Source organism: Cyclobacterium xiamenense (genome assembly GCF_042140265.1).
In the GTDB taxonomy this organism is placed as follows: domain Bacteria; phylum Bacteroidota; class Bacteroidia; order Cytophagales; family Cyclobacteriaceae; genus Cyclobacterium; species Cyclobacterium xiamenense_A.
This window is the reverse complement of the sequence record NZ_CP159481.1, coordinates 551,010-572,922: the sequence shown is the minus strand read 5'-3', so window position 1 is coordinate 572,922 and position 21,913 is coordinate 551,010. Positions and strand designations below refer to the sequence as shown.

The 21,913-nt window shown below is 49.4% G+C and carries 19 protein-coding genes; 4 read left to right on the top strand and 15 right to left on the bottom strand.

Going from position 1 to position 21,913, the window contains the following annotated elements:
- Window positions 1-27: 27 nt before the first annotated feature.
- From ABWH99_RS02410 to ABWH99_RS02375, 8 genes are all read right to left on the bottom strand, one after another.
- Window positions 28-639: a hypothetical protein gene (locus tag ABWH99_RS02410; protein WP_375584723.1), complete on the bottom strand. Its 612-nt coding sequence runs from the start codon at window positions 637-639 to the stop codon at window positions 28-30.
- A 2-nt stretch (window positions 640-641) separates the two neighbouring features.
- Entirely contained in the window at window positions 642-1,253 is a 612-nt protein-coding gene (locus tag ABWH99_RS02405) for a hypothetical protein (protein ID WP_375584722.1), read from the bottom strand.
- 57 nt (window positions 1,254-1,310) lie between these two features.
- On the bottom strand, window positions 1,311-2,612 hold the full coding sequence (locus ABWH99_RS02400) for a DUF2254 domain-containing protein (RefSeq protein WP_375584721.1): 1,302 nt from the start codon (window positions 2,610-2,612) through the stop codon (window positions 1,311-1,313).
- An 89-nt stretch (window positions 2,613-2,701) separates the two neighbouring features.
- Entirely contained in the window at window positions 2,702-3,178 is a 477-nt protein-coding gene (locus ABWH99_RS02395) for a DUF4199 domain-containing protein (RefSeq protein ID WP_375584720.1), read from the bottom strand.
- Window positions 3,179-3,188: 10 nt separating this feature from the next.
- Window positions 3,189-3,584 (bottom strand): VOC family protein, encoded by a 396-nt coding sequence (locus ABWH99_RS02390; protein ID WP_375584719.1) that lies wholly within the window; start codon window positions 3,582-3,584, stop codon window positions 3,189-3,191.
- Window positions 3,585-3,660: 76 nt separating this feature from the next.
- Window positions 3,661-4,278, bottom strand: a complete 618-nt coding sequence (locus tag ABWH99_RS02385; RefSeq protein WP_375584718.1) for a Crp/Fnr family transcriptional regulator — start codon at window positions 4,276-4,278, stop codon at window positions 3,661-3,663.
- Window positions 4,279-4,281: 3 nt separating this feature from the next.
- Window positions 4,282-5,340 (bottom strand): CNNM domain-containing protein, encoded by a 1,059-nt coding sequence (locus ABWH99_RS02380; protein ID WP_375584717.1) that lies wholly within the window; start codon window positions 5,338-5,340, stop codon window positions 4,282-4,284.
- Between the two features lie 68 nt (window positions 5,341-5,408).
- On the bottom strand, window positions 5,409-6,431 hold the full coding sequence (locus ABWH99_RS02375; RefSeq protein ID WP_375584716.1) for a zinc-binding alcohol dehydrogenase family protein: 1,023 nt from the start codon (window positions 6,429-6,431) through the stop codon (window positions 5,409-5,411).
- 198 nt (window positions 6,432-6,629) lie between these two features.
- Between ABWH99_RS02375 and ABWH99_RS02370 the strand changes: the two genes are divergently transcribed.
- Window positions 6,630-7,850: a DSD1 family PLP-dependent enzyme gene (locus ABWH99_RS02370; RefSeq protein ID WP_375584715.1), complete on the top strand. Its 1,221-nt coding sequence runs from the start codon at window positions 6,630-6,632 to the stop codon at window positions 7,848-7,850.
- 31 nt (window positions 7,851-7,881) lie between these two features.
- Here the strand turns inward: ABWH99_RS02370 and ABWH99_RS02365 are convergent, their stop codons facing one another.
- Window positions 7,882-9,072 carry a sodium:proton antiporter gene (locus tag ABWH99_RS02365; RefSeq protein ID WP_375584714.1) on the bottom strand — a complete coding sequence of 397 codons (1,191 nt, stop codon included), beginning with the start codon at window positions 9,070-9,072 and terminating at the stop codon, window positions 7,882-7,884.
- Between the two features lie 173 nt (window positions 9,073-9,245).
- On the opposite strand from ABWH99_RS02365, the gene ABWH99_RS02360 reads away from it, so the two are divergent.
- Together ABWH99_RS02360 and ABWH99_RS02355 are read left to right on the top strand one after the other, a co-directional pair.
- Window positions 9,246-11,555, top strand: a complete 2,310-nt coding sequence (locus tag ABWH99_RS02360; protein ID WP_375584713.1) for a hypothetical protein — start codon at window positions 9,246-9,248, stop codon at window positions 11,553-11,555.
- Between the two features lie 465 nt (window positions 11,556-12,020).
- Window positions 12,021-13,364 (top strand): hypothetical protein, encoded by a 1,344-nt coding sequence (locus ABWH99_RS02355; RefSeq protein ID WP_375584712.1) that lies wholly within the window; start codon window positions 12,021-12,023, stop codon window positions 13,362-13,364.
- Between the two features lie 563 nt (window positions 13,365-13,927).
- On the opposite strand, the gene ABWH99_RS02350 is transcribed toward ABWH99_RS02355, so the two are convergent.
- The 4 genes from ABWH99_RS02350 to ABWH99_RS02335 form a co-directional block, all read right to left on the bottom strand.
- Window positions 13,928-14,395: a hypothetical protein gene (locus tag ABWH99_RS02350; RefSeq protein ID WP_375584711.1), complete on the bottom strand. Its 468-nt coding sequence runs from the start codon at window positions 14,393-14,395 to the stop codon at window positions 13,928-13,930.
- An 84-nt stretch (window positions 14,396-14,479) separates the two neighbouring features.
- Entirely contained in the window at window positions 14,480-15,013 is a 534-nt protein-coding gene (locus tag ABWH99_RS02345; RefSeq protein ID WP_375584710.1) for a TetR/AcrR family transcriptional regulator, read from the bottom strand.
- Between the two features lie 413 nt (window positions 15,014-15,426).
- Window positions 15,427-16,293: an NmrA family NAD(P)-binding protein gene (locus ABWH99_RS02340; protein WP_375584709.1), complete on the bottom strand. Its 867-nt coding sequence runs from the start codon at window positions 16,291-16,293 to the stop codon at window positions 15,427-15,429.
- Between the two features lies 1 nt (window position 16,294).
- Window positions 16,295-16,930, bottom strand: a complete 636-nt coding sequence (locus ABWH99_RS02335; RefSeq protein ID WP_375584708.1) for an NAD(P)-dependent oxidoreductase — start codon at window positions 16,928-16,930, stop codon at window positions 16,295-16,297.
- 78 nt (window positions 16,931-17,008) lie between these two features.
- On the opposite strand from ABWH99_RS02335, the gene ABWH99_RS02330 reads away from it, so the two are divergent.
- Window positions 17,009-17,356 carry a winged helix-turn-helix transcriptional regulator gene (locus ABWH99_RS02330; RefSeq protein ID WP_375584707.1) on the top strand — a complete coding sequence of 116 codons (348 nt, stop codon included), beginning with the start codon at window positions 17,009-17,011 and terminating at the stop codon, window positions 17,354-17,356.
- Between the two features lie 530 nt (window positions 17,357-17,886).
- Here the strand turns inward: ABWH99_RS02330 and ABWH99_RS02325 are convergent.
- Both ABWH99_RS02325 and ABWH99_RS02320 read right to left on the bottom strand, forming a co-directional pair.
- The gene (locus ABWH99_RS02325) at window positions 17,887-20,175 is read right to left on the bottom strand and encodes a DUF2357 domain-containing protein (RefSeq protein WP_375584706.1); all 2,289 of its coding nucleotides are present in this window, start codon (window positions 20,173-20,175) and stop codon (window positions 17,887-17,889) included.
- Between the two features lie 3 nt (window positions 20,176-20,178).
- Window positions 20,179-21,816 (bottom strand): McrB family protein, encoded by a 1,638-nt coding sequence (locus ABWH99_RS02320; RefSeq protein WP_375584705.1) that lies wholly within the window; start codon window positions 21,814-21,816, stop codon window positions 20,179-20,181.
- Window positions 21,817-21,913 lie beyond the last annotated feature (97 nt).

Genomic DNA, 21,913 nt, shown 5'->3' with positions numbered 1-21,913 from the left:
AAATCATAGCACCTATTGGTGGTAGTATTACAACCGATAGCTCAGTTCAGGTCCCCAAAAGCTACTGCGGATGCGCACCTGAGAATCTAAAAAGACACCTGCCTGCAGACCCAAGTGCCAGCGGGTGCCCAGGGCCTTCTGCACGGAAATTTGGCCGGGAAAGATAAGTCCTGTTTCGTATTGCTCAACCAAATTAAATCCCCGGTAAGCCCCCAGCTCTTCGTCAAACAGGATCGGCTGATAAAAGCGGTTCCCGTGCATAGCAAGGCCCAAACCCAACCCAATCTGCCCCTTCAGGCCCAATGGAAACGGAATTTTTCTCCGAAAGACAAAATAAAAGTGATCCGAATTGACCTCTCCCCTTGTGGGAAAGTTTCCGATCAATACGGGAGTATCTGCCAGTGATTCGCGGTAATACACATTGGAGGAACGTGTAAAAACCGTACCCATGGCCCATTCCGGCGTGTAATCGTACCTAAGGTCGAGCGACACGTACCATCCTACTGCGGGCCGTTCGTAGCCATACTCCCGATTCAGGTGAAAATACCCCAGCCCCAGCCTGCTTTCCAGACCTTGTGCGCATACCGCCTGCCCCGTGGCGATGAAGAGTCCAAGTAAAAGAATTGCCCTGTTTCTCATAATTAAAAATGAAACCGGATTTCCGGACCTAGATGAAAACCACCAACGGCGTAAAATGGTGTGAGGAATACGCCCGTTTTAACGCCAATCGATCCATAAGTACCGAGTGGCTTGGAGAGATTGAGTAGTATTGGCATGCTAAAGTCCCGGCTAACTACCGGCAGACCCGACTGCCCGTCCCGCTCGTCCGGATAGCTCGACAGGAAAAACCCCGGACCAGTACCCACCGCCAGATTCCAATTTTTTCCAACAGGAAAATTCCGCTGCAAGGTCCAGAAAATTGAATGGGTCTGCACCCTGGAAGCCGCCGGTAAACCTTGTTGCTGATCCGCACTCGGGGCATAGGTAAACCGTCCAAATTGGTAATGCGATCCCAGGGAAAGCTTTCCCGGAAAGCGGTAATCGAAACTCAAACCGGTGAAATGGCCCAAACCAGCGCCCTCATAACGTCCATAATCCATAGGTGTAAAAAGGCCGGCTTGTGCCCCAATGCTGTACTGCTGCGCCCGAACGCCAAAGACGCCCCAACTCGTGAGCAGAACCAAAAAGAACACCCGAATTTTTAATCGGATGGAAGAATTGAAACTTCTGCCTGCTTTATCTGTCGATTCCATTGTCTCCTCAAGGAAAATGCAAATGGACGAAAAATATTTTCGGAAAACAACACTGGTTTAAGAGATTTTCTGGTAGCGTTCTTTCAAATCATCCAGATCTTGTCCTTCCGCAAATTGCCTTTTAGCTAGATTCCAGGTCATCTTTGCGTGCTTTCGGATCGCCTGCTTTTGCTCCGCCGTTACGGCAAATTTTCCCAGTGTTACCATGGCTTCCATGAGCCGGATTAGCACCGCGGGACTATCTTTGGCATATTGGCGTATGGCATTGAACGCCGCGTCCATCATGCCATCGAAGGTGAGTACATCGGCAAATATCCGTAACCGGCCGGCATCGTCCACGCGATAAGGCGAGGGAAACCGCACCCGGGTAAGGTAAGCCAGGCTACTGCTAAGATTGTCTATACAGGATATCGCCGTGTAGGGATCGTTTACCCCCGGTGAGAGTGCCCGGGCTGCTATCTCCACCATTTGGTGAATCGCATGCTCCGCATCTTGTTGAGGTGTTCTGGTTTTTCCACCCAAAAACTGCTGTCTTAACCGATCCAGCGCCGCTTCTTCTAGTTTTTCGTAGGCATGTACCTCAGCTAGTTCCAGGCCCTTTATCAAATAACTGCCCGGCCGGTGGTACAACTCCAAAAACACATCCAATTCACACACCACGTTGATTAATTCCTCGCTGTCGATGTACTGCAGGTAGCCGTCAAAACTGCATTCCAGGCGTTGCGAGATGGGATAACCGCCCTTTACTTTTTCCGGATCGAGGCGAAGCGGATTCCCTTCGTCTCCCATCGCCTGCGGAAAAAGGCGCGTTAAATTCCGATGGAGATTTCCCGAAATGTTGGCAATGATGTAATCTGCCTGAATGCTGGTTGCCACGTGGTGAATAAAGACAATCAATAACACTATGTTGGCGATCGCCATCATCAAGGCAAAAGCCACGGAAAAAACCGGAGTAAACTGCATCGCTCCGGTATCTTTTACAGTGTTGAGCACAATCAGGCAATAAATAAACAAAGAAACGTACGTTCCCAACACCGTCTGATTGATCCGGTCGTACATGAAATTCTTCACCAGACGGGGACCAAATTGATTGCTCGCCAAGGTAAGGGCCACCAATGTGATGGAAAAAACCGTTCCTGCAACACCAATCATGGCCGCGGCTATGGTGGTCAGAATCCCTTTTGCAGCGTCCGGACTGCCGGGAAAGAAAAACCCAACTCCTCCGACAGGCTCAAATTGGGAAAGGTTGTCTCCATACACCAGGCCAAAGGCGAGAAGTACGCCGAGGAAAATGATGAATACGGGAACGAACCAAAAAGTGGATTTGAGTTCGGACCACCAAAACAACAATTTTTTCATGCTGGTGAGCGGGAAGTTACTGAGGGAAGGTACCCAAACTGTCGCACATATCCATTTCGGGAGTGAATTTTTACCCGTATAAGGCAATTTTATTTTTTTCGGGTAAAGATAGCTACGATTGCCGTGGTCAATATTCCCATTATTGGAGCTCCCACAATACCCTGTATCAGGTAATTCGTAAAAGAGAAATACGCATCCGCTGCTTCCTGCTCCATTTTTCCAGATTCCACCGCATAGCCCCTGGCGTTTTCAAGAAAATCGGGAGTGATGAGGGACAAGGTGAGCCACAGGGTAAGCGGCGAAAGAAGGGTGACTACCAGGGTTATGAACAGTCCCGCTTTGAAACCCTGCCCGTAACTCATGGTACCGGCGTAAAACTTTTTCCTTTTCTCTAATAGCCCCAAAACGTAAATCGCAATGGCAGGAATTGCAACCAGATTGGTATAGATGGCATGCTGCTCGATGTGGGCATCGTGTAGTCCGGCCAGCCGCTCCAATACCATCCACAGCAGACTCATCAGCGCAAAAATGATCCCCCACTTTATTTCTATCGCGTACTTTTTCATTAAGAGCAGGTTATTTGTTAGAATGGAAGCCAATAACATTGCCCTCGGTATCCATGCAAATGGAGCAAAACCCATTTTCCCCGATGGGAAATTTCGCCTGCAGTACCTTGCCTCCGGCTGCGGGAACCCTTTCTTCTTCCACCGAGCAATCCTCACAGGTAAAATACACCAGCGTACCTCCGGCTCCCGGCTTCGTGTCCGATGATTTCACCAGTGCCCCGGCGGCATTGGATGCATCCTCCACCCAGGGGAAAGCAACCATTTGCATATCGCCGGTTTCGGTTCCCTCCGGAACGGGCATGTCCGACAGCGTTTCCGCCAGTACCGTCGCGTAAAATTTTCTGGCTCGATCCATGTCTTCTACATAGATCTCGAACCAGGTCACAGGATTGGTGTTTCGTGCCATGGGTTGGTTGGTTTGATTTCCACTAAGTTAAAAAATTGTTCGGCATTTTTTCTTGTCCTAAGACAAGAAATACAAGCTATCCGCGGATTTCCTTACGTATTCTGCTGAGCGAACTGTCAGTAATGCCGAGATAGGAGGCGATGTACTTCAAGGGCACCACTTTCACGATCTCCGGTTGCTCTTCCTGCAGACGGAGGTAGCGCTCCCGGGCGGTTTCCGTAATCATTCGCAAGGCCCGCAACTTATGGGTGAGCAGCGCCTGGGTCATCCATTCCCGGCCCCAGGTGGCAAATGCCGGTATTTCGTTAAACAACTGCTGAAATGCCTCCAAACGGATTCTCCATACCCGGCAATCGGTAAGCGCCTGCATGTTTTCTTCGGTAGGTAGCCCCAGAAACAGGGAGGCTACCTCAATGGCTATTTCACCCGGACCCGTAAAACCTGTGGTGATGGCATCTCCGGAGGGGTTTGTCGCAAAGGAACGAATCATTCCCAGGTCCAGGCAGTAGTACGCATCCGCCCGCTGTCCTTCTTGCAGCAAAAGCGAGCCTTTTTTGAATTCCCGGTATTCGTGAGCCGCGGCAATGCGGTTTAAGTCCTCCGGTAGAAGCCCGGGGCTTTTGTAAAATTCCGCTACTAAAAAGCGGGGTTTTTTCCCGGTTGCGCGGGATGCTTGAGGAAGGTTCTTTCCCATGATTCAATCTATGTTTTCTCCCGGAGGAAACAGCCCCATTTTCAGCGCGCGCTCCCTCCATTGATTTCTGGCCAGTTCCTGCATGTCGCTTACCCCATCCGTTTCGTCCTGAATTTCCAGGCCCAATAACGTTTCTAAAATATCCTCCATGGTGACGATACCCGCCAGACCTCCGTACTCGTCGGTTACCATGGCCAGATGCTCCCGTGCTTGCATCAGTATTTCCAATACTTCCGGGATGGGATCGTCTGTTTGTACCACCAGGATGCTTCGTTTCAGGTCCTTGAGTACGTAGCCAAACTGGTCCTGTGCCAGCCTCTCCAACACGTCGTATTTCAGGATGTAGCCGGTTACCTGATCGATTCGCTCTTCGTAAATGGGAATCCGGGAAAACTTCCTGATGCTGCTGTCCAGCAAAAAGTCTTTTAAACTCGTGCTTTCCTCCAGGGCTACCGTCACGGTGCGGGGAGTCATCACGTGATGCACCAAAATGGACCGAAACCGAATCAGGTTGTAAATGATTTTTGACTCATTTTCTTCAAAAACCCCATCACGCGTGGCCATATTGGCCAGGGCGGCCACTTCCTCCCGAGTGGTCTTGTTTTCGTCCCGACCTTTAAAAAACCGGGTCATCCACTCGGATACCTTTACCAGCGGATAAATGGACAGGATCATGAAGTGAAGCACCTTACCCATTACCGGGGCCAGCTGCTTCCAATAGGTAGCTCCCAGGGATTTTGGAAAAATTTCTGAAAAAACCAAAATGGCCAAAGTCAATAGTGCAGAAATAACTCCAAAGTAAGCTTCTCCAAAAATTTTGGTTGCCTGGGCTCCCACTCCTGCCGCGCCCACCGTGTGTGCAATGGTATTGTAGCTCAGAATAGCCGCCAATGGGCGGTCTACGTTGGATTTTAAATTTGCCAACTGTTTGCCATACCGCTTGCCGGACTGTTTCAGCGACTCGATATAGGAAGGAGTAATGCTCAAAAGAGAGGCCTCCAGCGCCGAGCACACAAAGGATACTCCAATGGCTAAAAACAAATAGAAAAACAATAAAAACATCTGGTTACATTTTGTTTACCAGGTCCCACGGCAGGCCCGGAGCACGCTCCTTCTGGGAAGCACCGTTCCTACCAGTATACGTATACTTTTCCCCGGCTAGTACCGGATTCCAGCAAACGATGTGCCGCTGCGATGTCCGCGACAGGAAAACTTGCGCCGATTTGGGGACGTATGGCCTCCTTTTCCCAGAGGCTGACGAGCGCCTGCAGACAAGCGCCGATGGTATCAATCCGCTGGTCTGCCACCCGGAGCATGTTTACACCGATCAGCCCCTGGGATTTCATCATCATGAAAAGCGGACTAAGAAATCCGGTTTTCAACAAGAAAGCCAGATCGGATAGCAGGTTCTTCTTCTGGCCGGATCGATCCGATCCTCCGTAGCAAAACAACCGTCCTCCTGGCGCCAGTAATTTCAGGTCCCGTTTAATGCTCTTTCCCGCAACCGAATTGAAAATAAGATCCAGTTTACGCTTACCAAATTCTCTTTCCACCGCCTTCACGTAATTCACTGCCCGGTAATTGATCGGCCATTCCACGCCCATTTCTTCCAGGTAGGCCAACTTTTCATCCCGGCCACAGAGGCCTATCACCCGGACCCCCTGCATTCGACACAGCTGGGTAAGCGCCGTTCCGACTCCTCCCGCACAGGCATGGATCAGTGCGAGGTCTCCTGCCTGTAGGCGAGTCAGGTAATTGCTCATAAAATAGGCCGTGCAATATTGGGTCGCCAGCGCACAGGCCTCGCCCGCAGGCATGGCTTCCGGAATCGGCACCAGCGCCCGGTAATCCACCAGGGCCCGATCGGCGTAGCCGCCAAAACGGGTAAATGCCACTACCCGCTTCCCGACAATTGCATCCGGTACCTCGGAACCTTTGTCCACCACTTTGCCTACCACTTCGTAGCCCGGAACAAAGGGAATGTTCGGTGCCTCCCGGTACAAACCTTTCCGGGCCATGACGTCTGCGTAATTCAAGCCAAAACCCTCTACCTCCACGAGGACCTGAAAATCACGGGGTGTGGGATCCTTTGCTTCGAGTAGCCGAAAGGCCTCCCCGGCGGTTCCGTACCGAACGATCGCTAGTTGTCGCATGGAGTTCTGAGAATGTATGGATCAATATAGGGTATTTTTACCTTAGAGAAAACCGTAACCGCCTCCGTAGGCCCGGGTACCCGGCGGTTTTCACCCTCATCGGTCGGTTTTTTTTAGTTTTTCCGCTATTCCAGTCCCAAACGAGGCCGACAGTTCCAACGATAATCGCTATTTTTAAAGACACCAAAACCACCAAACATGACACATCGACTCAACCGCAGAAAATTTCTCCACTATACCGGAATGGCCGGTGCGGCATTGTTGCTGCCCGGTAAGGGTACGGCCAGCAACTATCCGGCATTCGCATCCGATGAAATCGGGCTTTCCAAATGGGAACTCGAAACCCCCTCGCTATGCCTGGAGCTGGAGGTCATGGAAAGAAATCTCAAAAACGTACACGAAAGACTGGCCGGTAGCGGCATTGGGGTCCGCCCGCATATCAAAACCCACAAATGCCCCGCGTTAGCACAGATGCAACTGGACGCCGGCGCGATAGGGGTTTGCGCGGCAAAATTATCGGAATCAGAAGTCATGCTGGAAAATGGCATTTCTCAGGTACTGATGACCGGAGTAAACGTAAGCCCTGTTAAAATAGAGAAAGCAATGGCTCTGCGAAAAAAACACCCGGGATTTATCCAGGCAGTCGATAACCCCGTAAACGCTCAGGATCTTCAGGATGCCGCCAAGGCAGCCGGCATCGTCGCCGATGTGGTGGTGGACCTGGACGTGATCAAACGGTCGGGCGTCCGGACGGGTCCGCCCGCTCTGGAATTGGCGCAGCTAGTAGACCGCTCTCCCAACCTGCGCTTTATGGGAATTTTGGCCTACGACGGGGGTGCCCAACATGTCAAAGGCTACGCCGCCCGAAAAGCCCGCACCGATCAATCCTTCGAACCGGTGGTGGCAACCTACGAAAGCCTGGTAAAATCCGGATTGAACGTGGAAATCTTCAGCGGTGCAGGCACGGGTACCTACGACATGATGGGCGAGGTTCCCGGGTTCACCGATGTTCAGGTAGGTAGCTACTTGTTTATGGACGCCCAGTACATGGCCATCGGAAGTGAAAACAACGAGGAACTGTATGATCATTTTGACCCTTCGCTGACGGTGTTGACCACGATCATTAACACCAACTATCCCGGACGGCTGATCACCGACTCGGGAGCCAAGGCCCTAACCATCAACAAGCCGAGCGGAATCGTGATCGGTGAACCGGGCTTTACCTACAATGCCGGATCGGACGAATACGGTACCGTCACCTACTCCGAAGCGAACCGGGACTACAAGGTAGGAGATCGGTTGGAGGTGATCGTTCCCCACTGCGACCCGGCCGTTAACCTGTACGATCGCATCTACGGCATCCGAAGAGGAAAAGTAGAAATGATCCTACCGGTATTGGCCAGGGGCATGTCCCGTTAGTATTGAAAGTCCGACGGCCAGGCCAATGCCCTCAGGAGTCCCCTTCGGAGGATTCGGCCGGTTTGGGTTTGGCCGTCAACATGCCCAGCATCATGGCCAGGGAGGTAAGAATGATTACCTGAATGATCAGCGAATCGTTCACGACAGCAATGGCCGCGCCGCCGGGGATGCTCAGGTAAAGCAGGATGGTCACCAAACCACGCGGCGCAATGAAAACCAAGGGCAACAGTTTGGTCTTAAAGAGCTTTAATACCAGCCCGCGGACGAGAAAAATTCCCAGCACGATCGACACCGACCAAATGAGCGTTTCGGTGTTGATCAATTCCCGGGTATCGATCAGAAAACCAAACACGAGAAAAAACAAGGTGCGGATGAGAAACGTCAGTTCCAGCGTCAATTCTTTGAATTTCTTGATCTCCTTTTTAAAGCTTTTTGTGTGCAGATTCTTTATCACGACCAGGTGACGAAGTTGAACCAGGTTCCCAATAAATAAGCCAAACAAGAGGATAAAAATCAACGCCGGCAGGTGATAGAGTTCGGAGACAGCAAAAATGAGCACGATCACCAGGATAATCGGCGCAAACTTCACCGGGTGCTTGATCTTACTCAGCAGATAGGCCAGAATGATACTGGCAAAGAACGTAATGATCAATATCAAAACAATTTCTCCCAGAAAAAAGCCAATGGAGCCTGCTCCGATCTTTTCATTTTCGAGCAGGAAATTGAAAAAGATCACGCCAAAAATATCCGATAGGCTGCTTTCATAGGTCACGAATTCCTTGTTTTTTGCCGACAGGTTGCTCACCGAGGGGATGGCGATGGCACTACTGATGATGGCAATGGGAATCGCATTGATTAATCCTACCTTCAATCCACAATCCGCAAACTGCATGAACGCAAAGGCAAAAAGAAAACTTAGGGCCAGGACCGGAATAATGGCAATTAGCACCGTTCGACCCACAAAGGAAAACTTGGATTGGTCAAAATCCAGTTCCAGTGATCCCTCCAACACAATCAGGATCAAGCCTATGGTGCCAAGAAAAGGCAATACGGTGGAAAGGTCTGGAATCTCCAGCCAAAAGATATCCGCGAGCTGACTTACCGCCCAACCCAGGGCAAAAAGCAAGACAACGGGCGGTATTTTCGTTCTCGCTGACGTAATGTCAAAAAAATACGCCGAGAGCATCAATACACACAATGCGATAATTATCGGTAAGGTCATGTATTCGGTTTTTGAATAGGCCAATCGGTAATTCTGTGCTGCAAGCAACACTTCCCAACCGGCTGTTTGTTGGTTATTGCTAAAAATACAACAAACAAAGCCAAACAAAAAACCTTACTTTCCGGATCAGAGAATTTTCATTACTTTGTTTTACGAAAGAAGCGCCGTTTCCCATGAAACCTTTACTAGGATTTTTCCTGATCGTCACCTTGCTTTGCCTGCCCTACCCCGGCAGCTCCCAAAGCAGGCTACCCCGCGGTAGCTATCCCCCTGCGCTTACCTTTGAGCATTTTCCCAACAGGCTTTTCGCCTTTGTGTGGCGAAATTGGAACCTGGTCTCCGCCGAAAAAATGGCCCGTCTGCTGCATTGCGAAACCTGGCAAGTGCGGGACATTGCCCAAGCCATGGGCCTGGAAGAGAAAGAGCCGCTTTTTCCAGCGTATTCCAGGCAATTGTACATCAGTTTGCTTCGGAGGAATTGGCACTTGCTTCCCTACGAGCAACTCCTGGAACTCACCGAGCTGTCAGAAAACCAGCTGGACTTCGCACTAAAGGAAGATGACTTTCTCTTCCATAAATTTGGCCGCCTAAAACCCCGGGTGGAACGGCTGCAGTATTCGCTTCCCACCGCAGAAGCCTGGGAAAAAGCCGCGCAAATCTATGGCCAGGTAGACGGGCATATCCAGCCTCCGCTACCGGAAGAACCACGCTTTGCCTTTATTGAGCAGTTGAGCCAGGTCAGGTCTTCGGCAAACCCATCCGAAAACGCCGGTTCTTCCGGGAAGGGACTTCGGTTGATTTATTCCTATTTCGGCGTTTTTGGCGACCCGCTAGTGGATCCCAAAAACGACCCCTTCCCCGATGGGCTTTTGCAAAAGCTGGCAGAAAAAGGCGTCAATGGTGTCTGGCTACACGTGGTACTGAACCAGCTGGCACCCGGCGGCGCCGACTTTCCGGAATTCGGTGATCGGTCCTCCGAAAGGCTGGCAAACCTTCGGGAGATGGCCCGGCGTGCGCAAAAATACGGGATTTCCATCTACCTGTACATCAACGAACCACGAGCAATGCCGGCACGTTTTTTTGCCTCCCGACCGGATATGGCTGGCCTGAGTAAGCAGGGATTGACCACCCTTTGCACCAGCAACGAAAAGGTACAGCATTGGATCAGTCAGTCGCTGACGCATGTTTTTGAACAGGTACCGGAACTCGGTGGTGTTTTTACCATCACGGCTTCCGAAAACCTGACGAATTGTGCTTCCCATGGGGGAAAAGCCGCCTGCTCCCGGTGCAGCAAACGCCCCTATGCGGAGATTATCGCAGAGGTCAATCGGCTGATAGCCGAGGGAGTACACCGGGCCAAACCTTCGGCACGCGTGGTTGCCTGGGATTGGGGATGGAACGGCCACGGCCCCGCGCGGGACGTGATCGCAGAATTACCCGAAGACGTGGAACTTATGTCCGTCAGTGAATGGGGCCTCCCCATCGAACGAGGAGGAGTGGAAACCCGCGTTTCCGAGTATTCCCTGTCGGCCGTGGGACCGGGACCCCGCGCCCTCGATCACTGGGCCGCAGCCAAAGAACGGGGGCTGAACACCGTGGCCAAGGTACAATGGAATAGTACCTGGGAGCTCTCCGCCCTCCCCTGGCTACCGGTGATGGACCTGGTCGCCAAGCATGCGGCCAATCTGAACCAGGCCGGGGTAGACGGGTACATGCTGAGTTGGACGCTGGGTTCCTATCCTTCGCCAAACCTGGAAATTGCCCATAAATTTTCTCAAAACCCCAGCGCCACCGTAGAGCAGGTTCTGGACGAACTTGCCTGGGAACGCTATGGCAGGCAGCGGGTATCCCTGGTCCGCAAAGCCTGGACGGGCTTTAGCGATGCATTTCAGGAATTTCCCTATCACCAAAAGGTCGTTTACAACGCGCCCCAACAATACGGCCCCGCCAACCTGCTTTTTTTGGAACCTACCGGATATGCATCCACCATGGTGGGTTTTCCGTACGACGACCTGGCCGGATGGTCCGGACCCTATCCGCCGGAGGTGCTGGTACGTCAGTTTGAAAAAGTAGCCCTGGGTTGGAAAAAAGGCCTGGATTTACTGGGGGAAGCAGCTGCACTTCCCTCCACGGATCTGCAGAAAGAAAATCTTGCCGAAGATCTTATCCTGGCAAAAGCGGCCTACCTGCACTTTCTTTCGGTGGCGCAGCAGGGTCGTTTTATTTTGCTTCGGGAGCAATGGCGGCGATCGCCCAGCCCTTTCGTATACCTTCAACTGAGAAATTTGCTGGAAATGGAGATCCAAAGTGCCGCTCGCCTGTATGCGCTGGCACGGGTCGATTCCCGAATAGGGTTTGAGGCCTCCAATCAGTACTATTACCTGCCACAGGACTTGCTGGAAAAAATCATCAACTGCGAACAGCTGCTGGATACCCTGGCGGTACAAGCAGCCAGTCTACACCGGGGTACCGGCTGGCAATAGTGGGGCTTCAACCGCTTCCTTTTAGGCGTAGCCATGCGCAGGGCGCCGCTCCACCACCCATCCTAACCGGTATTTCTATGGCTCGGCTGGCACCCATTTATTGGCTTTGAAACCGAATTGCCGCTGACCTGATCCTCACTTTCCCCTGACACCGAGCCCTTCATTTCCCTGCCTCTTCGCCTGGCTAATTGCACCCCTACCTATCCCCTACTTTTCAACCAAAATAGGCAAAGACCACGGAGTGCGAATCTTCAGGCGAAGGGGGTCCACCAAGAGTTTCGGCGGGCCGGGGATCCGGGCGATGCCCGTTTGAACCGAAAAAACCCGCAGGCAATCGGCAACAAAATGAGGGAAGCCATTGGCAGCTACTAACGGAATTATTTCGTACCTTATCACCCGTATCCACCTACCCACATTGGTTTTAGTAAAAATACCCATTTCCCGACCCATTACATTTGAACGGCAATGAATAAAATAATCGTCGGAATGCTTGCCCTTGTTTTGGTTGCCGTTTCGGTACAGGCACAGCAGGCAGATGCGAGGGCAGCTAAGAGAGCGCTGGCCGAATACCGACTAGATCCTCATGCTTCTACAGCCAAGCTTAAAAAAGCAATAGCGGCCATTTTGCCGGAGCCTGCTGGTGAAGATGTATCCGATCCGAGATTTTACATCCTGAAAGGGGAGATATTTAACACGCTGGCTAGCCAGATTGTGCTTGTGAAACAAACCGGCCTGGGTTCTCTGGAAGAACTTCCGCAAGTAGACGGGGTAGCGCTCAAGGCTTTTAACGCCTTGACAACGGCTGTGGAAAAGCATGCGCAATCCGTAAACTCACCGAGCTATCTTCTTCGGGATGCGATGAAAGGTATGCAGGAGGCGCAAGGGATGCTGTACAACTTCGGGAGCTATGCCTTCGAAGCCCTGGACTACGGATCGGCTTATTTACACTTCTCCTCGGGTCTGGCTTGCCATGAAATCCTGAAAAGCCAAGGCGAGGGTAGCGTTTTGGATGATGCCTACGCCCTGATGGACCAGAAATACGTGACTGGGATGGCGGCCCTGAACAACCAGATGCCCGAAGCGGCCAAGCCACTTCTTGAAGAGCTCTACCAGGCGAATTACGATAATCCAGCTATCTATGAAGGCTTGTATACCGTCCATGCCAACGGCGAAGCCGCGAACTTGGATGCCGCCTATCGGTACCTGAAGACCGGTCGGGAAAAATATCCCCAAGACGCATCGCTGCTTTTTGCCGAGATCAATCATTTCCTGAAGCTCAGCCGACTCGACGAGCTCACCGATCGTTTGAAAACGGCCATCAATCGTGAACCGGAAAACCAATCACTCTACCTCACCCTGGGTAGCGTATACGATAACTTGTACCAGCGTGAATCCAGTGCCGGAAACAGCGAACAGGCCGACAAATACTTCGACCAGGCTTTCACGTATTACAGTCAGAGCCTGGAAAAAGATCCGACTAATTTTGATGCGCTGTATAGCACCGGCACCCTGTACTACAACCGCGCTGCGAGCCTGACGATGACGTTGAGTGAGATGTCCGGGGACTTTAGCGCAGCGGGTAGGGGCCAATTCGAAGCCCTGGAAGCCGAGGTATTCGCCGCCTTTGACAAGGCGCTTCCCTATTTCCAGAAGGCAGAGGGGATCAATCCCAATAGCGTTGAGACGCTGATCGCGCTTAAGGAGATTTACGCCAGAATTAATGAACCGGAAACTTCCGATGCCTTAGAGGAACGCCTGGAACACCTGCGAAACGGCGGCACCAACGCAACCTCTTTTTTCAACAAATAGCCGCCAAGACCGCTGGCGAATTGCCAATCTCCCTTGTGAAAAAATCAGAAGCGATTTTTTGTCTTTTATAGGCAGCGATGTTCGAAAACCAAAAATGGTTTATTCCCTGCCGATTCAGGCACCCGATTGCCACCGGATTCTCCAGCTCAGTGGTAATGGGATTTTCAGGTTCAGTAAACCTTGTAACCGTTGCCTGGGAATTCGTGCGCTGCCCATACGTGGTTTTTACGGCCTTACGCACAAAATTCTTCTCGGTAGGGGCGTGCGTAACCGGGAAACCAATCTGCTCGTCCCAATCGGTCAATTTGAGAGACTGAATAGTTCAACCCGAATTAAACGTAACCAGAAATGGTAGGCTGAATACCGGCTATAGGGCGCGTCCGATTCAAAACCATTCGGTACAGGTACACCTTTACCCCTGTTTCACCAAAACGATACCAGGGGTACAGGCGACCGGAAGAAGCTTTTTTCGGCGGGATTCGAGGCTTGCCGCCTTGCTTACCATAGAAAAGAAGCCCCCGGGGAACTGATTTTTACACAGCAGGAAAGCTGCGCATTTTATACTAGTGGACTTGTCTTTGTCCTTCATTCTCCTGGCGATTGCCTTCGCTGGGAGCGGTCGCTTTTTTCCACAAAGGCCCCACAGCAAGCAACAGTACCAGAAGATTAAAGAATACATTAGACGGATTCCCTGAAGCAATCGATCCGGCGGAGTCTACCAGAAACCAGCAAATAACGCCCGTTAACATTGACTTGCGAACGCCTTCCGGAGCCGCATCGTAGACCCACCGGCGTAATGCCCAAAGCGTTGCTCCCCAGCCGATCAAAAAGCCGCCAGTCAATGCGGATAAAAAACGGGTGGTTGCTGCGTCAAATTGCTGCGCCCCATCCAAAGGAAAACTTAATAGGTCCAATGTCCAACTGGCAGGACCGGAGGTTTCAGGCATGGATCCCAGAAAGAAAACCGGCCCAAAAGAGGCAACCACCAGGGCCGATACAAGAAGGTACTGTTTGTGCTTGGTTTGTGTCATCGCTTGCGGGTAGCTTGTTTCTTATCGTTGAATCAAAGGTAAGCAGACAAGGGATGGGATTGTAGACGCATCCGTACAAACCGCTTAACGGAAACTACTGGCCAGTGCCTGTAGCCGGATGAAGTAGTCGGTCAACCAGTCTCGGTGGAGGTTTTGGGGATTGATTTGCAGGAAAAAGTTTTCCAACGCCAACTGAAAAATGGCGTCAAGTTGGCGCTGATTGAGGCGCAGGTTTAAGTCCCTCACCCAAACCAACACAAAACTGTCTCCGACCAGCTCGTTTGTTTTTGCAAGGGTACTTGCGAAATCGGGTCGGTTTCGGTGGATGCGCAACTGTCTGTTAAAAAGCAAGTCGGTTTTGTGTGCCAATAAGGCATCGATGAGATCCGGAAAAATGGCCCCGGCCTGTCGCTCCTTTTCCGCCAGGTCCTGGGACTGATGAATGTGTCGTTCCAGCAGCACCTGGATAAAGACTTCCCTATCGGCAAAATGGTGATAAAACGAGGACTTGCTGATGCCCATCTTTTTTGCCAGACGTTCAATTTTTAGGGCCTGATAGCCTTCCCGGGCAAAAATACCGTATCCCAGGTCTATCCACACCTCTTTGTTTGCAATCACGTGGAGCTTTTTTTAGGGCCTGTAGCCGAGGTTCCTGCCTAAGGTATCGATTTATTAAAAAACTTCCTCCAAAAAACCAAAAAAAGAATTTGAACCCTAGTAGAGCGAACCCAACAATGTACCGAACCGATAAGCCGGACGAAGTTAGAAAATTACAAAACGGCTAAAAGCGAATCCGGCATCCCTTCTATGCGGTATATGGTTTAAAAAAATGACCGCACAAAAAGGGATTGAACCATAGAAGGGCATGGAAAAACGTAAAAGCGGGTTACGTAAGCTTATCCGAACCGGTCTACTGGACAGGATGCAAAAATTATGGAAGGGATGAAAGCGTATTTGGGCTCCCTTATATGCGGTATATGGTTCAAAAAACTGACAGATCAAAAGAGCTGAAGCAGGAAAAGACCTTATTGCTACTGCAATTTATGCTTCTCCCGCTGCACAAATTCCCCAAAACCAACGGCTTTTCTTCCCAGCAATTCCTCCACCCAATCGGAAGTTTGCGGAGTGGGTTGAAACCGGGGAAGGTAATGCAATAGGATCATCACCAGAATGTACGAAGTCGGTACTCCCTCTTTTCGCTTTTGCAGGTAAAACTGCAACAGGTTGGGAGACACAAATGCAATCTTTCTTCCCAGTACCTTGCTCAACAGGTCACACATGGCCTTGAAATCCAATGGCTCGGAATTTGTAAGCTCGTAGGACCGATTGCGGTGGGCATCCGGATGCAGAAGGACCTCCGCCGCTACCGCCGCCAGGTCCCGGATATCAATCAGCGTAAACCGGGCTTTTCCGGCCGGGAGGTAGACCCGGCTTCGTTTGCGGATGTCCTCGCGCAAGGTGGTGGTGAAATTTTGCATAAAGTAAGCGGGACGAAGAAAGGTATACGGAATCCCCGAGGCCACTATCCGTTTCTCAATCTTGTGGTGAGGGATCAGGCTGCTTTTCTCCGCTCCCTGCACCGAAAGAAACACCAGGTGCCCAATCTTTGCCTCCACGCAGGCAGCGATCAGTGGATCAAAATACTTCTTTACGTTGGAAAGCTGCGGTGGGCGCAACAAAAATACCACCTGTATACCTGCCAATGCCGCAGGAAATTCATCCGGACGATTGAAATCAAATTCCACCGGCTGTACTGCAGGAAAGCGGCGCAGAAAATCGACGGACTGTGTGGCATTTCGTAGCCCGGCAAAAATCCGGTGTTCCGTACCAGGATGCTGCAAAAACCGGCAGACTTCCTGCCCCACATTTCCACTGGCTCCGCTGATCAAAATGTTCATCCTATTCGCTCACAAAGGGCATTTGGTGAATAAAGGTTTCGTCTTCTACCTGGGTCAGGATAAAATCCGCCAGGTCGGCACGGCTGATTTTGGTGCTGGCATTCACACCTACCCATCCCACCCGATAGGCCCCTTTTCGGGGAGCATCGGTCAGGCGCGGCCCGCGTACAATGACCCATTCCAAGCCGCTTTCCGCCAATACTTCGTGATGCCGGATGGCATCGTTCAGAACACGGGGAACGGCCAGTTTCATAACGGTGCGAATCAGTTTATCGGCAAATTTGGGCCGGTCCTTCTCCGGAAAGGGCAGCCCTCCACCGGACAGCGAAACGATCGCTGGTACGCTCAAACGTTTCATCGCTTGGATGATATTCCGGGTGCCTTCGGTTTGCAACCAATCCGGGGAACCCTTGACATGCCCAAACAGGCTCACCACCCGATCTGTACCTTCCACCGTGGCCGCCACCACATCGGCGTTCAGTACATCTCCCCCGACAATTTCCAGTGCCGGGTGACGAAGGTTTATCTTTTCCGGATCACGGGCCAGGGCCTTTACCGAATAGCCCTTTTCCAGGGCCTGGGACAAAAATAGGCGGCCGGTTCGGCCGGTCCCACCAAATAAGGAAATTTTTTTCATGATGTGCTTTATTTTTCTATAATACTACGTAGATTTGACCTACCTGCATACCGGTAGGGTACTAACCTTTTTGTACGTATGAAATCCATTCGCATTACCGCTCGTTGTCCGATACGCACCACCCTGGAATTGGTGGGGGGAAAATGGAAATTGTTGATCTTGTTCCAGCTTATGGAAAACCCATTTAGACCGTCGGAATTGAAGAAGCGAATCCCCGATATCAGCGAAAAAATGCTCATACAGGAGCTCAAAACCCTGGTAGAAAGCGGACTGGCCCTTCGGAAAAACTTCGGCGAGGTACCGCCGCGGGTGGAATATTCGCTGACCGAAATGGGTCGGGAGGTACTGCCATTGATCGAAGAAATGCGAAAATTCGCCGGTCGGTACGAGGAAAACCTGTTGCAGCAGCGCAACTCCGGTACTTGAAAAAGTACGGAATACGAAGGGTTAAACCATAAAAGAGCATAGAAGCGAGCACGAATAAGTCCGCGGAAAGGATCTGACCGGGTTATTTTGAAAATTTCAGAAGTTCGTTCATCCTATCTTATGCCCTATAGGATTTAAAAAAAGAGCGGAATCGTAGCAGGGCATTGAAGGACATAGAAGGGGGTAGGAACAAAATCGCGCAAACCTCTCCGCCAAGACAGCATCCAAAAATGGGGAACGGAAGAAATGGGAGTTCGGAATCCCTTCTATGCGGTATATGGTTTAGAAAACTGGGATAGCAAATGGGTTGAATCCTAGAAGAGCATAAAAGAGCGTAGAAAGCGGAGTGAACCGTAGGGACTCACCGGTCACCTGGCAGGGTAACGGATGGATAAAACCGGTAACAAGCATAGCGGTCCTCCGCTGGAAAAAACATCTGTTTTGTAGTCAATTGAGGAATTTCAATTGCTGGAAACAAGGGTGTAGCTGTTTTCTACGGGGATTTTGCTGCGTTCCCTACAACGAATGCCCTAGCTAATCTTGCATTTCATCAGTTCCGTCAGGCTGCAGGTAAAGGGCAAGGCCGAAGCCCTTCCGGCCTTATAGCGCGAAAGGCGCCTAAAATCCCAGACAGCCCCTTGAAATTCCGGGTCGCTTACCGGTTCCAATTTTACCAAGAGGTAATGATCCTGAGAGGGATCGGGGTAGTTTTTCTTAACCAGGTCCTCCCTGGAATTAACCGATAGGCCATTGCTTACGATTCGCCAAAGTGCTCCTGAACTCCTTTCTCCTTTGGTATGGAGGAGCAGGTATTTGGCATCTACGGTTTCTTTGTCCAGAATAAGAGATCCTGCGCCAGTACCCATTCTGAAGTTGTAAAGTTTATGCCGTTTTATCCAATGGTAGTGTTCTGCCGATTGGTAATACCCAATCAATACGAATGTCTCATCCGGCAGAAGTCCACGATTGTTGTAAAAGGCCTCTGGTAGAGCTTCTCGTACCTGATTTTCCGATTGTGGTGGATCTTTATGGATAGCAAAGGTTCTAAAGGCCATTTTCTCGCGCTGCGAAGCCCTATTAACGAAATGATCCAGGATTTCAAGGAGGAAAGCCTTTAGTTCACCAATGCCACTATCGGTTTTCGACGGCCGAACCGGGAAAGCACCAAGCCCTGGAATAATTTCGTGGAATCCCCTTTTAGTCAGGGTCTTTTCTCCCGGATACAACACATAAGCCCCACCGGTTCTTCGAATGGCGTCCTTGTAAGCGTGCATTTTTAGCAAATCCGCATTTTTGTAGATGCCTTTTCGGTTTTCATTTTTTTCTTCATTCAGTCTTTCTTCTAAATCTGGATTCAGGTAATCCGACATATTAGCTATTTTGTACTTCGCATCAAAATGAACGTGAACGATTAATTCCTGCAATTCAGCCTCCTCTTCCGTTATTCCTACCGGCCAGAAAGATAGGCTATAATCCGGCCGAAGGGCTGTGGTCCAACTACCTGAAGCCGGGTAATCCCTTTTTCCTGAGAAAGAGCGATTGTACGTAAAACGAATATTGATTTTTCTGCTGCCTGCATCGTAGATCCCATGGAGAGGAATCGTTTTACCCTGCTTGATGCGGAGGCTTAAGCCATCGTCGGTAGGTTCAATTAAATCGGAAATGTCCTTTGGAGCAATAGCTAGGATTTCCTGAAGCAATTCCAGCAGTTTAAAAAATAACCAATATTCGTACAAAGTGGCGATGTCCTTTTTGCCCGCTCCATAAACATCCTCCCCTCCTTTCCAGATCAGTTTTGCCGCGAGGTCGAATAATAGCCAAACATGCAATACTTCTCGATAGCCTTCCTTTCTTTGAAGCACGGGGCTATTCAACTTTAGGGTAGTTGGGTTTGAGATATCTCTAAATACGGTATGGTGCAATTGACCCTCCAGCTCCTGAATAAGCAGGTAAGACTCATTATATAGTTTTTTATGATTCTTAACCTTGGCTATGGAATTAATATCTGAGCAGAATTTTAAAAAGGTTTCGAGTGCATATTTGATAAACCTATTTTCAGGAGTATCGACTGAATCTGCTTTTCGAACAGCCGCAATTCGCTCTGGAAGCGTTTCAATTCCAAATCCTTGCAAATAATGATTTTTGGGCAAAACAGTTCGATTTCCCATGCTGAGTATTTGCCGAATATTTGAATTAGAAAACCTCCGGACATTTCGAATATCCCTGGCTTCAGAAATATCCGCCCATTTGGTAACAGGCATGCTGACTATTCTATGAACAGCCTCAGCAAATTCATCGGTTCCTATCACCGATTTGACAAAAGAAAAACGCTGATAAAGGGATTTGCTGTCCTGATTAAAATCAATTTCAAATCGATGGGATACAGGTGAATTGGCCTGCAATAATAAATCGGTACATTTCTCGGTGATCATGGCCAACATATCCCGATAATCATCCCGGTATCCTGATTTAACGGACTGCACTTCCAGGAAAATGTCGAATATTTTTTCGCCGGTCTCTTTCCTTATCAACGGTAATTCGAGGGTTCCCACATAAATATTAGGAGCGATAGTGCCCAGGTTGGGCCTGCGCTTGTGTGCCTGGACGATGCTATCGAAAGGATCTTCAAGCAGATAATCTTCACTGTTTATCTGATAATCGTAATAACAGCCCTCCACCAGCTGAATATTTGCTTCATTATTTTCTGAGGCGCTTTTTGAGGCATCAAAAAGTGTTTTTGGCTGTCGGGAATCGATACATAGACGCAATCCTTCACGTACAGAATCTAGGTTAATCTCTATGGAGTCCGAAGATATCATGGATTAGGCTTCAGCAAAACTAGCAAATCCATGGTCTAAAGCCCCTTTGTACATCCTCGTAATCTTTTCCAAAGACAAGGGATAGATTACCCTGGCATCATTAAAATCAAAATCTTCCCTATCAAAAACTTCTGTCAAAACATTTGTACGATCTGAAAAACAAAATGTACCCAACGTTTCTAGTACCGGACAAAGCTTTCTTCGGGAACCGTGGAGCTTGGGCAGTAATTTTTGCATGATCGCTATATCTATTTTCTGCGCCTTTGTAAGGTTACTGTCTAAAACGGAAAGGTGATGGACTAATCGCAAAATCTCTGTGGCACTCCTATAGCCGAATTCTGCTCCTGTCTTTTTTAACTCCCCAAAGAATTGTATCAATGCCTCATTTATCTCATAATCTGATTCCAACGTTTTGCTTGACGCCATGTCTAAAAAACTTTTAGCCATTCCTGAACCCTTGCCGGTTAAGGCATTCATGTTAATGTTTTTAATATTGTCCAGGAACTTTTTCATTTCATCCTGTGTCACCCGAAACTCAATGGTATTGGCTCTGTCCAGCACCTTTGGGCTGAACATATTGGTAGTTTCGTCTATGTTGACTGTTCCGATAATGAATAAATTGGAGGGAAGAGAAAGTTGATTCGGCAGCTCGTTATCCGATGTCCCTTCTGAGTACAATGGTATCGTCTCGTCAGATTCCATTACGCTCAAAAAATCCGCAAAGTACCTCTCCACGTGGCTTAGATTCATTTCATCCAAAATTAAAAAATGAGGAGAATCCGGACGATTGTTTGCTAGTAGAATTAAATCCAATACCCCGTTATCTGGTTTTACATATTCCCCTGGTTTTAATGCATTGGGATAGCCTAATAAAGGTTCGCGATTCGTCCAATCGGCGCCAACTGGAATAATCCGATACTGGTTTTGATCCTTACAAATCCACTGCACAAAGGCTTGGGCTAGCTTTGTTTTTCCAGACCCGGATAGACCAGTAAGGATTACGAAGGGCTTCGTCAATAATGAGCCCGTTAACCTTAAAATTAGTTCATCGGAATACCACAGTCCTGAGTCTCTAATATCTTGCAATAGCTGAATTCTATTGAAAGGTAATCCCTCTATTGTATCAATATTTTGCAAATCGGAAGTCAAAATATGAGGCAAGTTTCCATTAGATAGTCCTAAATAGGCCCTATTAATCAAAGTCAACAATTCTTTTGGGCAAGGAGTTAAATATGCACCCTGTCGAAGTTCTAACTTATTATTATAGAAAACTTCCGATTGGGAATTTATTTTATCAAGTATTGTTTTGTTGTCAGCGCTTAAAATACTGTTGCGGGAGATTTCTGGATTTATTTCTTCATAATCTTCCAACTCAATTAGGTAAGCAGGCCCATCCCATTCTGTTCCAGAAATGCCATGAGATTCAACAGCTGATTTCCTTACCTTAGATACACCGGCTATTTTAGAGTTATTCACCAGGTGAATAATAATATCACCTTGTCTAACTTCTCTCATGTTTTTGTAAATATCCGCTCCCCTTCTATCCTTTTGAGGTGACCAAAGTGCTTTTCCAAGTGCACGATCGCCCTCTATTCTATCCTCGCGTCCATTTACAATAGTTTTTTCAATCCAGTATTTCATGGCATAAATTATTATTCGTTACTTTTTTCTTCCTTATGCTGTAACTTTCGCATACATCTGCCACCATTGTTTCTTAGGTAAAATAATTAACTCATCA